This is a genomic window from Brucella sp. IR068, assembly GCF_049065885.1.
GTDB classification, from domain to species: domain Bacteria; phylum Pseudomonadota; class Alphaproteobacteria; order Rhizobiales; family Rhizobiaceae; genus Brucella; species Brucella intermedia.
This window is the reverse complement of the sequence record NZ_JBAKHE010000005.1, coordinates 179,592-191,950: the sequence shown is the minus strand read 5'-3', so window position 1 is coordinate 191,950 and position 12,359 is coordinate 179,592. Positions and strand designations below refer to the sequence as shown.

The window sequence follows — 12,359 nt, the reverse complement described above, 5'->3', positions numbered from 1 at the left end:
GTGATTAATTCGAAATTTTTTTACGAAGATGTTCGAGAAAAGTCACGCAAAGCCCGGCTATCAGCGCCCAGAAGGCGGAGCCGATGCCGAAAAATGCCATGCCGGAGGCTGTCACAGCAAAGGTTATGGTCGCCGCAAGCCGCTCCTGTTCATCCTTGAGCGCCAATGACATCGCATTGATGAAAGGGCCTGTCAGCGCCAGACCGGCAACAAGGGCGATGAGTGTCACCGGCAATACGGCGAAGATCGCGACCAGTGATGCCCCGAAAAGGGCAAACACCACATAGATCGCGGCATAGACCGGGCCGGTGAGCCAGCGCCTGGAGGCATCGGGATGCGCGTCTGGATTGGTGCAAAGCGCTGCCGAAATCGCGGCAAGGTTGGTGGTCGACGCGCCGAATGGAGCCGTCAGCAGGGAAAACAGGCCGGTTACGCGCAGGCAGGCGCTGGTCGGCGGCTCATAGCCGGAAGCGCGCAGCACGGCGAAACCCGGCAGGTTCTGCGAAGCCATGGTCACCAGATAGAGCGGGATCGCAATGCCGACCATCGCGCCCATGTGGAACTCGGGCCAGATGAGGGTGAGCGTGGAAATCTCGGGCGCGGGCAGGGCGGGCGACCGCCCCGTGACCAGAGCAAAGACCATGCCGATGACCAGAACGGCAATGACGGCGAGCGACGGATTGAACAGGCGGATGACGAAGAACAGCGCCACCAGTGGCAGAACGAACACCGGATCGCCGGGCACGGTCTTGGCGGCGGCAATGACGAAACTGAGCAGCACGCCTGCTAGCATGCCCGACGCAACGGAAGCCGGGATGCGCGAAACGAGCACCGACAACTGGCGGATAAGCCCGGTGGCGACGAGCGCCAGTGCAGTCACGATGAATGCGCCGACTGCTTCCGGCATGCTGAAACCGGCGCTGGCTCCGATGAGCGCCAGGCCCGGTGTGGACCAGGCTGCGATGATCGGCATCTTGTAGCGGATGCTGAGCCAGGCGGATGAGGCAGCAATCGCAAGGCATATCGCCGTGACCCAGCTTGCGGTTTCGGCCTGTGTGGCGCCCAGCACCTGCGCGGCCGCAATGATGAGCGCCAGCGTGCCGCCGAAGCCGACAATGGCTGCGACCGCGGAGGAAGCGAAAACCGAAAACCGCATAACTGTGCTCCGTTACGATTTTTCGCCGATGCGTTCCGCCAGACCGGACACGGTGCGGATGAGGAGATCGAGATCCTGCGGTCGTGACAGGCGATGGTCGCCATCGCGCACCAGCGTCAGGGTCACGTCGTCGACGGGCAGGTGTTCCACCAGCGTCAGCGCGTGCCTGTAGGGAACATCCGGGTCCTGCATGCCCTGCAGGATGTGGACCGGACAGCCGGTCTCAATGATGCCGTTGAGAACCAGGTTCTTTCGTCCGTCCTCGATCAAGGCGCGGGTATAGATATAGGGATTGGGCGAATATTCGGAGGGTTCTTCGAAATAGCCTTTTTCCTGAAGATCGTTTTTCTGCGCTTCGGAAAGCGTGGGTTCAACGAGCACGGCTGTAAAATCAGGAGCGGGTGCTACCAGCACGATCCCGGCGGGCGGGTTGCCTTCCTTCATGAGTTCCTGCGCCATGCGCAGCGCAATCCAGCCCCCCATGGAAGAGCCGACCAGAATCTGCGGACCTTTGGCATATTTGCGATAGACGGCGAGGCTTTCGTTCAGCCAGCGCGAGATGGTGCCCTGATTGAAATCGCCGCCGGAGGAGCCGTGGCCGGAATAATCGTGGCGTAAGGCGCTGTGCCCGGTCTCCGCCGCCCATTCGTCGAGAACGACAGCCTTGGTGCCCAGCATATCCGAACGATAGCCGCCGAGCCAGACGACACCCGGAGACTTGCTTCCGGCTCTGTGATGCAGCGCGATTTTCGCTCCGTCCACGTCGATGAATTCCGGCCCCGCAACGTTCATGTCAGATCTCCTCGATTTGCCGGATTGTTTTGGCATGTTCGGAAAAGAGAGAAAACCCGCCATCTGAAGCGAGGCCCTTGAAATGACGGCAAATGTGACCGATATGCCGCTTGTCCGCCGCGAAATGATGATAAAAAGAACGTTTATCACGCGGGGGTGATTTTTCCTGACAAAGATGCTATTGACTTCGCCGCCTGCTTGACGACATTTCCGCGATCAACTGCGGTTTGATCGGGGACATGCCGTCTGGCAGCAAGCATCCGACCGCATGAGACGTAACAATTAGGAGATAACGACCATTCGCCGACCCTTTAGAGCGACGCCGGTTCAGAAAGACGGACCGCGCTCCAACCGTGATATCCGGGTTCCCCGGGTTCAGCTTATCGATGCCGAAGGCCAGAACCATGGTGACGTTTCCATTCAGGAAGCGCTGGCCATGGCGGAAGAAGCCGGTCTCGATCTCGTTGAGATCGTGCCGAATGCCGAGCCTCCGGTTTGCAAGATCGTCGACCTCGGCAAGCTGAAGTATCAGAATCAGAAAAAGGCCGCCGAAGCGCGCAAGAAGCAGAAAACGGTTGAAATCAAGGAAATCAAGATGCGACCGAACATCGACACCCATGACTATGAGGTGAAGATGAAGGCTGCTCAGCGTTTCTTTGAGGAAGGCGACAAGGTCAAGGTTACCTTGCGTTTCCGCGGACGCGAAATGGCGCACCAGGAACTTGGCATGAAGCTTTTGCAGCGCGTCAAGGAAGACACTGTTGAAATTGCCAAGGTCGAGTCCGAGCCGAAGCTTGAAGGCCGTCAGATGATGATGGTTCTCGCTCCGCGCTGAACATTTCGAAATGCCTTGGAAAAGCCGCCTTCGGGCGGCTTTTCATTTCCCCGGACAATTTTGGGATCATGGAACGCAATGAAGACTTTGGGCGAACTGGGGAAATATCAACAGCGGCGGCGTTTTGCGATCGGTGCGGTCATCGTGCTTCTGGTGGTGGCGCTGCTTTTCGTAGGCTCGCGGTCGACCGGGCATTTTCATGAATATATCGAGGCTTTCGGGCTCAGCCTGATCGTTGCAGCCATTATCGGCCGCATGTGGTGCACGCTCTATATCGGCGGGCGCAAGAGCGCGGAAATCGTGCAGAGCGGTCCCTATTCGGTCACGCGCAATCCGCTCTATGTCTTCAGCAGCATCGGTGCGATGGGTATTGGCGCGCAGACCGGCAGTCTCACCATCGCCATCACTTTCGGCGTGCTTTGCTACCTCGCTTTCTCGGTCGTCATCCGGACGGAAGAGAAGTTCCTGAAGCAGAATTTCGGCAAGCCTTATGAAGCCTATTGCGCCAGTGTTCCGCGATTCTTTCCGAATCCTTCGCTTTTTCGTGACGACAAGGAACTGATCGTCCGCCCCGACCGGCTTTACCGCACGTTCACGGATGGTCTGGTGTTTTTCGTCGCCTATCCGTTTTTCGAGTTCGTGGAATATTTGCAGGACACCAATGTCCTGCCGGTGCTTCTGCATCTTTATTGACGTCCGGAGTGCGATTCAGCCCAATTCGGGCATTGCGTTTTGCGGTCTTTGAGCCTATAAGGCCGCGTTCGAACCGCCCGGCAGGGCATGCCGTGGCGGTTTCGTATGCTTTTCGGGCTTGGTCAGTCCGGAAGTGAAAACAGAGTTCCGGTCGGTCGCAGATACCGATGCCGCTTGAAGCACGAGGCGTGGAGTGCCGCAGGCACGACGGGGACTAAACAAAGGAGTAGCAAAATGCCCAAGATGAAGACCAAATCGGCCGCCAAGAAGCGGTTCAAGATCACCGGCACCGGCAAAATCAAGGCCGCAGCTGCTGGTAAGCGTCATGGCATGATCAAGCGTTCGAACAAGTTCATTCGCGATGCACGCGGCACCATGGTTCTCGCCGATGCCGATGCAAAGATCGTGAAGCAGTTCCTGCCGAACGGCCTCTAAGATTAGTCTGAGAAGGAGATCATAACATGGCACGCGTAAAACGCGGCGTTACCGCCCACGCAAAGCACAAGAAGGTTCTGGATCAGGCTGCTGGTTTCCGTGGCCGTCGCAAGAACACCATCCGCACCGCCAAGGCTGCAGTTGACCGTTCGAAGCAGTATGCTTACCGCGACCGCAAGAACCGCAAGCGCTCGTTCCGCGCTCTCTGGATCCAGCGCATCAACGCTGCTGTCCGCGAGCAGGGCCTGACCTACGGCCGTTTCATCGACGGTCTTGCCAAGGCTGGCATCGAGATCGACCGCAAGGTCCTGTCCGATATCGCAATCCACGAACCGGATGCGTTCGGTGCGCTGGTTGCATCGGCAAAGAAGGCTCTCGAGTACCTCAAGAACACCGAGACGCCGAACGCTTTTGAAGGCGCTGTCCGCTAAGCCAGCCGCCTTTCCCAAGCAGTATCGATAAATTTGGGGACCCGCGCTGGCTCGGCTGGCGCGGGTTTTCCCTTTTGGGGAGTTCAAACCGGACATGAAGGATGAACCGGGCAAGCTGCGACTGGATCTGGATGCGGACGATCTCCGCAGCCTGCTGGTTCTGCTCGTCCAAAGCCAGGGCAAGCGCATTTCCAGCGCTGTCATCGGCGGCCATCGTGTCTGGATCAAACGCTATGATGCCGAAAGGCGCCCGCTCCCGAAGCGTCTGCACAGCCTGATTTCGCCGCTTCTTCCATACCCCTTCCTGCGCAGCCCGAAGGATGTCGGAGAAGCAGGCATGGCCGATCGCGAAGAGCGCAAGATGAGTGCTTTCCTGCAGGCTGGCTTCCAGGTGCCAAGGATCGTCTACCGCCATGGAGCGGTGATGGTTTTGAGCGATGTTGCGCCGATCATCCAGGATCGGCTCGACCATCTGCGCCATGATGACCCGCAAGGACATGACGCGCTTCTCATCCATTGCGCGCGTGCGTTGGCTGACGCGCATGCGGTCGGGCTTTGCCACGGGCGTCCGCACCCGCGCGATTTCTTCGAGAAGAACGGCGTTGCCGGTTTTCTGGATTTCGAAGAGGAGCCGGAGACGGTCATGCCGCTTGCCGCCGCGCAGGCGCGCGATGTCTGGCTGCTGTTCTTCCAGATCACCGCGCAGGCGCGCCTTGCAGAGACGCCGCAACAGGCATTCGCAGCTTACCGGACGGTAGCACCGGGAGCAGTGCTTCCGGAATTGAAGAAAATCGTCGGATTTTTCCGATTTACCATCGCGCCGTTGCGGCTGTTCCGCCGCATTTTTCTTGGCGGCGACGGAAGACGGCTACTGCAGGCGATGGAATTTTTTGACGCAAATCTTGATGCGTCTCACCAATCAGGTCAAAGAGAGTAACGACAAGGCTTCTTTGGCTGCAAAGCAAAATATGTGGAGCGCCAAGGCGCGACAGGGATTGAACCAAGAGGCGTGGAGCGCCGCAGGCGCGACAGGGATTTAAACAATGAGTGATCTAGAACAACTCGAACGGCAGATTCTCGAAGACATCGCGGCGGCGGCTGACGAGCCGGCGATTGAAGCCGTGCGTGTCGCGGCCCTGGGCAAGAAGGGCTCGGTTTCGGAAAAGCTGAAGACGCTGGGCAGCATGACGCCGGAGGAACGCCAGGCGCAGGGGCCGGCCATCAACGGCTTGAAGAACCGGGTCACCGAGGCGCTGACGGAGCGCAAGACGGAACTGCGCCGTCAGGCGATTGCAGCGCGCCTTGAGCGCGAAAAGGTCGATGTAACGCTGCCTGTGCGTGAAAGCGCTGCGTCGCGCGGCCGCATTCATCCGATCTCGCAGGTGATCGACGAGATCACGGCAATCTTCGCCGATATGGGGTTCTCGATTGCCGAAGGCCCGGATATCGAAACCGACTATTACAATTTCACCGCGCTGAACTTCCCCGAAGGCCATCCGGCGCGTGAAATGCACGACACGTTCTTCTTCAATGCGGACGAGAAAGGCGAGCGCAAACTTCTGCGCACGCATACCTCGCCGGTGCAGGTGCACACGATGGAGAAGTTTGCTGCGATCCGCGACAAGGAAGGCCGCGACGAGCCGATCCGCATCGTCATCCCCGGCAAGACTTACCGCATGGATTCCGACGCGACCCATTCGCCGATGTTCCATCAGGTGGAGGGACTAGTGGTCGACAAGTCGGCGAATGTCGCCAACATGAAGTGGGTTCTGGAAGAGTTCTGCAAGGCCTTCTTTGAAGTGCCTTCGGTGAAGATGCGCATGCGCCCGAGCTTCTTCCCCTTCACCGAGCCATCGGTTGAAGTGGACATCCAGTGCGACCGTTCCGGCCCGCATGTGAAGTTCGGCGAAGGCAATGACTGGCTCGAAATTCTGGGCTGCGGCATGGTGCATCCCAATGTGCTGCGCGCTTCCGGCTATGACCCGGACGTTTATCAGGGCTTTGCCTGGGGCATGGGGATCGACCGCATCGCAATGCTGAAATACGGCATGCCTGATCTGCGCGCCTTCTTCGACGCCGATGTGCGCTGGATCGAACATTACGGTTTCCGTCCGCTCGACATTCCGACGCTTTTCGGCGGACTGAGCGCATGATGCAACTGCCCGAACCTTATCGCGATGCCGTGACCTTCGCCTTTGGCGATTCGCCGGAACTCGCCGATGAGCTGCTTGCGCTGGTGCTCGCGGGTCGGAAGACCGCGACCTGTGCCGCGCTTGCCTCATTCGGGGAAGACGGCGAGCCGATGCCGGTCATCGGACGTCGCGATGTGGTTCTGGACGGTCGGGGCCGCCCTGCCGTGGTGATAGAAACCGTCGAACTGACGGTCCGCCGCTTTGATGAAGTTGATGCCGCGTTTGCGGAAGATGAGGGGGAAGGCCCACTGGATGACTGGCGAAAAGGGCACGAAGCCTATTTTCGCCGCAACGGCGGCTTCTCTCCGGACATGAAATTGCTTTGCGAGCGCTTTCGCGTGGTCGAAGTGCTCAAACGCTGAAATTTAGGAAAGAACACGATCATGAAATTCACGCTTTCCTGGCTCAAGGATCACCTTGAAACCGATGCGACACTGGACGAAATCGTCGAGAAACTGACCGATATCGGTCTGGAAGTGGAATCGGTCGATGACCGCGCAGCTTTCAAGGCCTTCAAGATCGCCAGGGTTTTGACGGCAGTCCAGCATCCGGATGCCGACAAGCTGCGCGTGCTTTCCGTCGATGCGGGCGACGGCAAGCCGGTTCAGGTGGTCTGCGGTGCCCCCAATGCACGGGCCGGTCTGGTCGGTGTTCTGGGCCGTCCGGGCGACTATGTTCCCGGCCTGGATGTCACGCTTTCCGTCGGCAAGATTCGCGGTGTTGAAAGCTTCGGCATGATGTGTTCCGAGCGCGAGCTGGAGCTTTCCGACGAACACAATGGCATCATCGACTTGGCCGAGGATGCTCCGGTCGGCACCAGCTTTGCGACCTATGCCGGGCTGGACGATGCGGTGATCGAGATTGGCCTGACGCCAAACCGCGCAGACTGCACCGGCATTCATGGCATCGCACGCGATCTTGCAGCGGCCGGTCTCGGCACGCTCAAGAACACGCTGCCGGAAGTCGTGAAGGGCGAGGGCGAAACCCCGGTCAAGGTCATTCTGGATCAGGATGCGGAGCACCCGTTCTGCACCGGCTTCGCGCTGCGCATGGTCAAGGGCGTCAAGAATGGCCCAAGCCCGAAATGGATGCAGCAGCGTCTCAAGGCGATTGGTCTGCGTCCGATCAATGCGCTGGTGGACATCACCAATTACGTGACCTTCGATCAGGGCCGTCCGCTGCATGTCTTCGATGCGGCCAAGGTCAAGGGCAATCTGACGGTGCGTGCTGCGAAGGATGGCGAAACCATTCTTGGTCTCGACCAGCGGGAATATAAGTTCAAGCCCGGCATGTATGTGATTGCCGATGAAAACGGCCCCGAATCGATTGCCGGCATCATGGGCGGCGAACATTCGGGCTGTGATGAGAACACCACCGATGTGCTGATCGAGTCCGCTCTGTGGGACCCGCGCATGATCGCGCGCACGGGTCGCGAACTCGGCATCGTTACCGATGCGCGCTATCGCTTCGAGCGTGGCGTCGATCCGGAAATGATGGTGCCCGGAGCAGAAATCGCGACCAGGATGGTGCTGGAACTGTGCGGCGGCGAGCCAACGGTTCTCGATGTTGTCGGCTATGGCAAGCCGGAGCCGCGCGTGGTCGATTTCCCGGTGTCGGAAGTCAAGCGCCTGACGGGCATCGACGTGCCCTACGAAACGTCGCTCGATATTCTGAAGCGCCTGGGCTTCGGGGTCGAAGGCGATGGGAAGGTCATCAAGGCAATTGTTCCGTCATGGCGCGGCGATGTGGAAGGCAAGGCCGACCTCGTTGAAGAAGTCATGCGCATTCACGGCATCAACCGGATCGACCCACAGCCGCTGCCAAGCCATGGCGCGGTCAACGGCCGTATCCTGACGACATTGCAGATCAGGACGCGTCATGCCCGCCGCATGCTCGCCTCGCGCGGCATGATGGAAGCTGTGACCTATTCCTTCATTTCTGAAGCGCAGGCGAAGGCGTTTGGCGGCGGTAAGCCGGAACTGGAGCTGGCGAACCCGATCGCGGCCGATATGTCGGACATGCGCCCGTCGCTGCTGCCGGGGTTGCTTGCCGCTGCCCAGCGCAACGCAGATCGCGGTTTTGGCGATACGGCGCTGTTCGAGGTCTCAGGCATCTATGAAGGCGACACCTCGGATAGCCAGCGTCGCGTTGCGGGTGGCGTGCGTCGCGGTACGGCCAAGGTCGACGGCTCGGGCCGTTTCTGGGCCGGCAATGCCGCGCCCGTCGGCGTGTTCGACGCCAAGGCCGACGCGCTCGCAGCACTGGAGGCCGCCGGTGCGCCGGTAGATCGCATCCAGATCGAGGCTGGCGGTCCCGAATGGTTCCATCCGGGCCGCTCGGGTACGCTGAAACTCGGGCCCAAGGTCGTGCTTGGTTATTTCGGCGAGTTCCATCCGGATACGCTGGAAGCGCTCGATGTTTCGGGCGCGCTTTGCGGCTTCGAAGTCTATATCGACGCGATCCCTGAGCCGAAGGCTAAATCCACACGCACCAAGCCTGCGCTCAACCTCTCGCAGTTCCAGAGCCTCAAGCGCGATTTCGCGTTCGTGGTGGATGCAGACGTGGAGGCGGGCAATGTCGTGAAGGCAGTCTCGACTGCCGACAAGAAGCTGATTGTCGGCGTTCAGGTCTTTGACGTGTTCACGGGTGCATCGCTCGGCGAAGGCAAGAAGTCTATTGCGGTCGAAGTGCTGTTGCAGCCGCAAGACCGCACATTGACGGATGAAGATCTGGAAGCGCTGTCGAAACAGGTTGTGGCAAGCGTTGCCAAACAGACCGGCGGCGTTCTTCGCGGGTAAAACCGCCATGTGATGAAGTTGAAAGCGCCAGCCCCGATGAATTCGGGCTGGCGCTTTTTGCATTCGGAAATATGATCGTGGAATTATGCAATAAATTTTTTTGAGTTTATAATTGCCGGAAAAGGATAGATATGCGCTATTTTCAGGCCGTATTCATTTTGTTTTTATTTTCTCTTTCTGGGTTGTCTTTCAGTACGGCGTCCCCACAATCAAGGCTGGATGAAATCATGGCCCGCGGTGTGCTGAAAGTTGGCACACCGGGCGATTACAGCCCGTTCAGCTTCAGGGACCCGAAGACCGGAGCGTTCACCGGACTTGGTATTGATCAGGCCCAAAGTCTGGCAAAGGCTCTGGGTGCGCGTCTGGAAATCGTCGAAACATCCTGGCCGACACTCACGCAGGATTTTCGCGACGACAAGTTCGACATCGCGATGGGTGGTGTTTCCATCACGCTGGAGCGGCAGAAGATCGGTTTGTTTTCCCGTCCCTATGTGGAGGATGGGAAGGCCCCGATTGCACGCTGCGCCGACAAGGATAAATTCAGGACAATTGCCGAGATCGATAAGCCCGGCGTCAAGGTTATCGCCAATCCGGGCGGAACGAATTCGATCTTCGTCCACGACAATATCAAACAGGCGCAAATCATCCCGTGGAAGGACAATAAGAGCATCTTTGATGCGCTTGCCGCCGGAGAGGGCGATGTGATGATTACCGACGGCGCGGAAACGTACTATCAGCAGAAGCAGCATCCCGGCATTCTATGCGCTGTTGATGTGGAGAAGCCATTCAACCATATCGACAAGGCTTACTGGATACAGCGCGATCCATACTGGGCCGCATTCGTCGACCAGTGGATCGACTTGTCAAAAAGGGATGGCAGCTTTGATGCGATCCGTGACAAGTGGCTCAACTGACGAGATTAGAGCATTTCCAGCAAAACTGTGAAACGTCTACGCGGGGAAATCAGTTCACTGGACTGATTTCTTATCCCGCTTCGATGCGTTGGATAATGCGATAAAACAAACAGTTAGAGCGGTTCCGGCGATTGTGTCAGAACAGGAACCGCTCTAGGCTTGCCGCTCACACGGGTGGGAATGGCCATCAATGCCATATCGATGATCTTTTGTACCGCGGCGCGCGAATTGCCGTCGCGGGCTTCAAAAGAAATGCTCTGCTGGATCATGTGATAGAATTCGGTCATCTGCACGATATCGGCGTCGGCTGGCAGGTCGCCCGCGGCTGCCGCTTGCTGCAGGCGGTTTGAAAGCCGCTCGTGATTGGCGTGACGGATGGCCTGGAGAAATTCCTTCACAGGCACATTCTCCGGTTTGCACTGGATCGAGCAGACGCTGATCATGCAGCCGCCCGCCGGGCAGGCAAAGGCGCTGTCGGCGGATTTCTCCAGCCATTGGCGCAGGCCGTCATGAATGGTGGGCGCATTTTCAAGCGCGTCGAAAGGGACGGCACCGATGGTGCGGCGATAATAGTCGACAGCTTCACGGAATGCCTGCTCCTTGTTGCCGAAGGCGGCATAGAAGCTTGGCGGCGTGATGCCGATGGCGGTCGTGAAATCGTTGATCTGGGCGCAGTCATAGCCCTTGGCCCAGAAAACCTTCATCACCTTGTCCAGCGCCGCATCACGGTCGAAGCTGCGCGGACGTCCGCGTGGAACCATTTTTCTCCCTTTCTATAATCATCCTTATATAATTCTCTTGACCCCTTCGGGCAAGTCGATATTAATTATGTAATCAATACTATATAAATAGGATTCGTCCCATGAACGATACGTGCGATTCTGCCCTGGCGGCGGAAGGGGTCCCTGCGTCCGCGCAAAAGGCACGGGCAATCCCGCTCGTCGTCTATTGTCTCAGTCTCGGCGTTTTTGCGCTCACGACTTCCGAACTCATGATTTCGGGAATGCTGCCCTCCCTTCAGGTGGCGTTCGACCGTTCCATTGCCGATATCGGCAATCTCATCTCGCTTTACGCGCTGGGCATGATGATCGGCGGGCCGCTGGTAACGATATTGTTTCTGGCGCTGAAGATCGAGAACAAGCGCGGGCTCCTGCTTTTGCTGGTCTTTTATGCCGCCGCGCAAAGTGTAGCCGCTTCCACAAGCAGTTTTCAGGTTCTGCTGATCGCGCGTGTGCTGACCGGGATGGCTGCGGCAACGAGCTTCGGGCTGATGCTTGCCATCACGGCGCAGCTTGTCGGACCGGAACTGCGCGGGCGCGCTTCCTCGCTCGTCTTCGCAGGCCTCATGCTTTGCACCGTCTTCGGCGTCCCCATCGCAACGGCAATCACCAATGCGTTCGGCTGGAGGGCGAGCTTCTGGGCCATTGTTGTTCTGATCCTCGCCTGTGCGCTCGTCATTGCAATCAAGATCGAATCTTCACCCGATGCGCCGCAGGCCGATCTGCGTTCCGAACTGAAGGAAATGCGCAAGCCGAAACTCTGGGCCGCCTACGCCACAAGCGCGCTGGTCATCGGTTCTTCCTTCGCCGTCTACAGCTATCTGTCGCCGATCACGGTGCAGCTTGCAGGTTTCTCGGCCATGCAGGTGCCATTGCTGCTTGCCGTTTACGGCGGCGCCAATATCGTCGGCAATTATGTCACCGGGCGCTTTGCGGATCGCCACACGATCCCGACTATCGCCATCGGCCTCGTTCTGATGCTGTCTGCCATGCTGATTTTTGCGCTTTTCGCAGAATTGAAGCCCGCTGCAATTCTCGCCATTGTGATGATCGGCCTGACGGGCATTGCCCTCAACCCCGCCTTCATTGCGCGGGTGATGCGGATCGCTCATCCCGGAGCGCTGGTGAACGCGATGCATGCATCGGTCATCAATATCGGTCTCGGGCTCGGGCCGTGGATCGGCGGACAGGCGATGGAGGCCGGCTATGGCCTGCATGCGCCGCTGTGGGTGGGCTTCGCCATGACGCTGGGCGGTCTTCTGACGCTCGCTCCACCAGCCTTGCGCCGGATGTAAGGAGGAAGGGAGCCCGTGGGGCTCCCTTTTTGTTTGGGG

Annotated in this window: 13 protein-coding genes; 10 read left to right on the top strand and 3 right to left on the bottom strand. The window is 58.6% G+C overall.

Going from position 1 to position 12,359, the window contains the following annotated elements; all coding sequences use genetic code 11:
• Positions 1-4: 4 nt before the first annotated feature.
• Together ACOWVS_RS10630 and ACOWVS_RS10625 are read right to left on the bottom strand one after the other, a co-directional pair.
• The gene (locus ACOWVS_RS10630; RefSeq protein WP_021587581.1) at positions 5-1,156 is read right to left on the bottom strand and encodes a benzoate/H(+) symporter BenE family transporter; all 1,152 of its coding nucleotides are present in this window, start codon (positions 1,154-1,156) and stop codon (positions 5-7) included.
• A gap of 12 nt (positions 1,157-1,168) precedes the next feature.
• Positions 1,169-1,948: an alpha/beta hydrolase gene (locus ACOWVS_RS10625; RefSeq protein ID WP_031347134.1), complete on the bottom strand. Its 780-nt coding sequence runs from the start codon at positions 1,946-1,948 to the stop codon at positions 1,169-1,171.
• Between the two features lie 298 nt (positions 1,949-2,246).
• On the opposite strand from ACOWVS_RS10625, the gene infC reads away from it, so the two are divergent.
• The 9 genes from infC (at position 2,247) to ACOWVS_RS10580 (ending at position 10,246) form a co-directional block, all read left to right on the top strand.
• On the top strand, positions 2,247-2,783 hold the full coding sequence (gene infC / locus ACOWVS_RS10620; RefSeq protein WP_075041821.1) for a translation initiation factor IF-3: 537 nt from the start codon (positions 2,247-2,249) through the stop codon (positions 2,781-2,783).
• Between the two features lie 78 nt (positions 2,784-2,861).
• A complete protein-coding gene (locus ACOWVS_RS10615) occupies positions 2,862-3,476 on the top strand; it encodes a methyltransferase family protein (protein ID WP_021587584.1) in 615 nt (204 codons plus the stop codon).
• A gap of 234 nt (positions 3,477-3,710) precedes the next feature.
• Positions 3,711-3,911 carry a 50S ribosomal protein L35 gene (gene rpmI, locus ACOWVS_RS10610; protein ID WP_006473268.1) on the top strand — a complete coding sequence of 67 codons (201 nt, stop codon included), beginning with the start codon at positions 3,711-3,713 and terminating at the stop codon, positions 3,909-3,911.
• 26 nt (positions 3,912-3,937) lie between these two features.
• Positions 3,938-4,342: a 50S ribosomal protein L20 gene (gene rplT / locus ACOWVS_RS10605; RefSeq protein WP_006468099.1), complete on the top strand. Its 405-nt coding sequence runs from the start codon at positions 3,938-3,940 to the stop codon at positions 4,340-4,342.
• A 94-nt stretch (positions 4,343-4,436) separates the two neighbouring features.
• On the top strand, positions 4,437-5,279 hold the full coding sequence (locus ACOWVS_RS10600) for a serine/threonine protein kinase (protein WP_021587585.1): 843 nt from the start codon (positions 4,437-4,439) through the stop codon (positions 5,277-5,279).
• 106 nt (positions 5,280-5,385) lie between these two features.
• Positions 5,386-6,495 carry a phenylalanine--tRNA ligase subunit alpha gene (gene pheS, locus ACOWVS_RS10595; RefSeq protein ID WP_021587586.1) on the top strand — a complete coding sequence of 370 codons (1,110 nt, stop codon included), beginning with the start codon at positions 5,386-5,388 and terminating at the stop codon, positions 6,493-6,495.
• A complete protein-coding gene (locus ACOWVS_RS10590) occupies positions 6,492-6,896 on the top strand; it encodes an ASCH domain-containing protein (protein ID WP_021587587.1) in 405 nt (134 codons plus the stop codon). The genes pheS and ACOWVS_RS10590 overlap by 4 nt, the downstream gene beginning before the upstream one ends.
• Before the next feature lie 21 nt (positions 6,897-6,917).
• Positions 6,918-9,332 carry a phenylalanine--tRNA ligase subunit beta gene (pheT, locus tag ACOWVS_RS10585; protein WP_075041822.1) on the top strand — a complete coding sequence of 805 codons (2,415 nt, stop codon included), beginning with the start codon at positions 6,918-6,920 and terminating at the stop codon, positions 9,330-9,332.
• Between the two features lie 227 nt (positions 9,333-9,559).
• Positions 9,560-10,246, top strand: a complete 687-nt coding sequence (locus tag ACOWVS_RS10580) for a transporter substrate-binding domain-containing protein (RefSeq protein WP_345567095.1) — start codon at positions 9,560-9,562, stop codon at positions 10,244-10,246.
• A 113-nt stretch (positions 10,247-10,359) separates the two neighbouring features.
• Here ACOWVS_RS10580 and ACOWVS_RS10575 read toward each other — a convergent pair whose 3' ends face one another.
• Positions 10,360-11,007, bottom strand: a complete 648-nt coding sequence (locus tag ACOWVS_RS10575; RefSeq protein ID WP_021587590.1) for a TetR/AcrR family transcriptional regulator — start codon at positions 11,005-11,007, stop codon at positions 10,360-10,362.
• A 101-nt stretch (positions 11,008-11,108) separates the two neighbouring features.
• Here ACOWVS_RS10575 and ACOWVS_RS10570 point away from each other — a divergent pair, with 101 nt between their 5' ends.
• Positions 11,109-12,320: an MFS transporter gene (locus ACOWVS_RS10570; RefSeq protein WP_021587591.1), complete on the top strand. Its 1,212-nt coding sequence runs from the start codon at positions 11,109-11,111 to the stop codon at positions 12,318-12,320.
• The last annotated feature ends 39 nt before the right edge of the window (positions 12,321-12,359 follow it).

Coding starts and splice junctions, on each gene's coding strand:
- ACOWVS_RS10630 (WP_021587581.1), bottom strand. CDS start 1,156: ATGCGGTTTTCGGTTTTCGCTTCCTCCGCGGTCGCAGCCATTGTCGGC.
- ACOWVS_RS10625 (WP_031347134.1), bottom strand. CDS start 1,948: ATGAACGTTGCGGGGCCGGAATTCATCGACGTGGACGGAGCGAAAATC.
- ACOWVS_RS10615 (WP_021587584.1), top strand. CDS start 2,862: ATGAAGACTTTGGGCGAACTGGGGAAATATCAACAGCGGCGGCGTTTT.
- rpmI (WP_006473268.1), top strand. CDS start 3,711: ATGCCCAAGATGAAGACCAAATCGGCCGCCAAGAAGCGGTTCAAGATC.
- rplT (WP_006468099.1), top strand. CDS start 3,938: ATGGCACGCGTAAAACGCGGCGTTACCGCCCACGCAAAGCACAAGAAG.
- ACOWVS_RS10600 (WP_021587585.1), top strand. CDS start 4,437: ATGAAGGATGAACCGGGCAAGCTGCGACTGGATCTGGATGCGGACGAT.
- pheS (WP_021587586.1), top strand. CDS start 5,386: ATGAGTGATCTAGAACAACTCGAACGGCAGATTCTCGAAGACATCGCG.
- ACOWVS_RS10590 (WP_021587587.1), top strand. CDS start 6,492: ATGATGCAACTGCCCGAACCTTATCGCGATGCCGTGACCTTCGCCTTT.
- pheT (WP_075041822.1), top strand. CDS start 6,918: ATGAAATTCACGCTTTCCTGGCTCAAGGATCACCTTGAAACCGATGCG.
- ACOWVS_RS10580 (WP_345567095.1), top strand. CDS start 9,560: ATGGCCCGCGGTGTGCTGAAAGTTGGCACACCGGGCGATTACAGCCCG.
- ACOWVS_RS10575 (WP_021587590.1), bottom strand. CDS start 11,007: ATGGTTCCACGCGGACGTCCGCGCAGCTTCGACCGTGATGCGGCGCTG.
- ACOWVS_RS10570 (WP_021587591.1), top strand. CDS start 11,109: ATGAACGATACGTGCGATTCTGCCCTGGCGGCGGAAGGGGTCCCTGCG.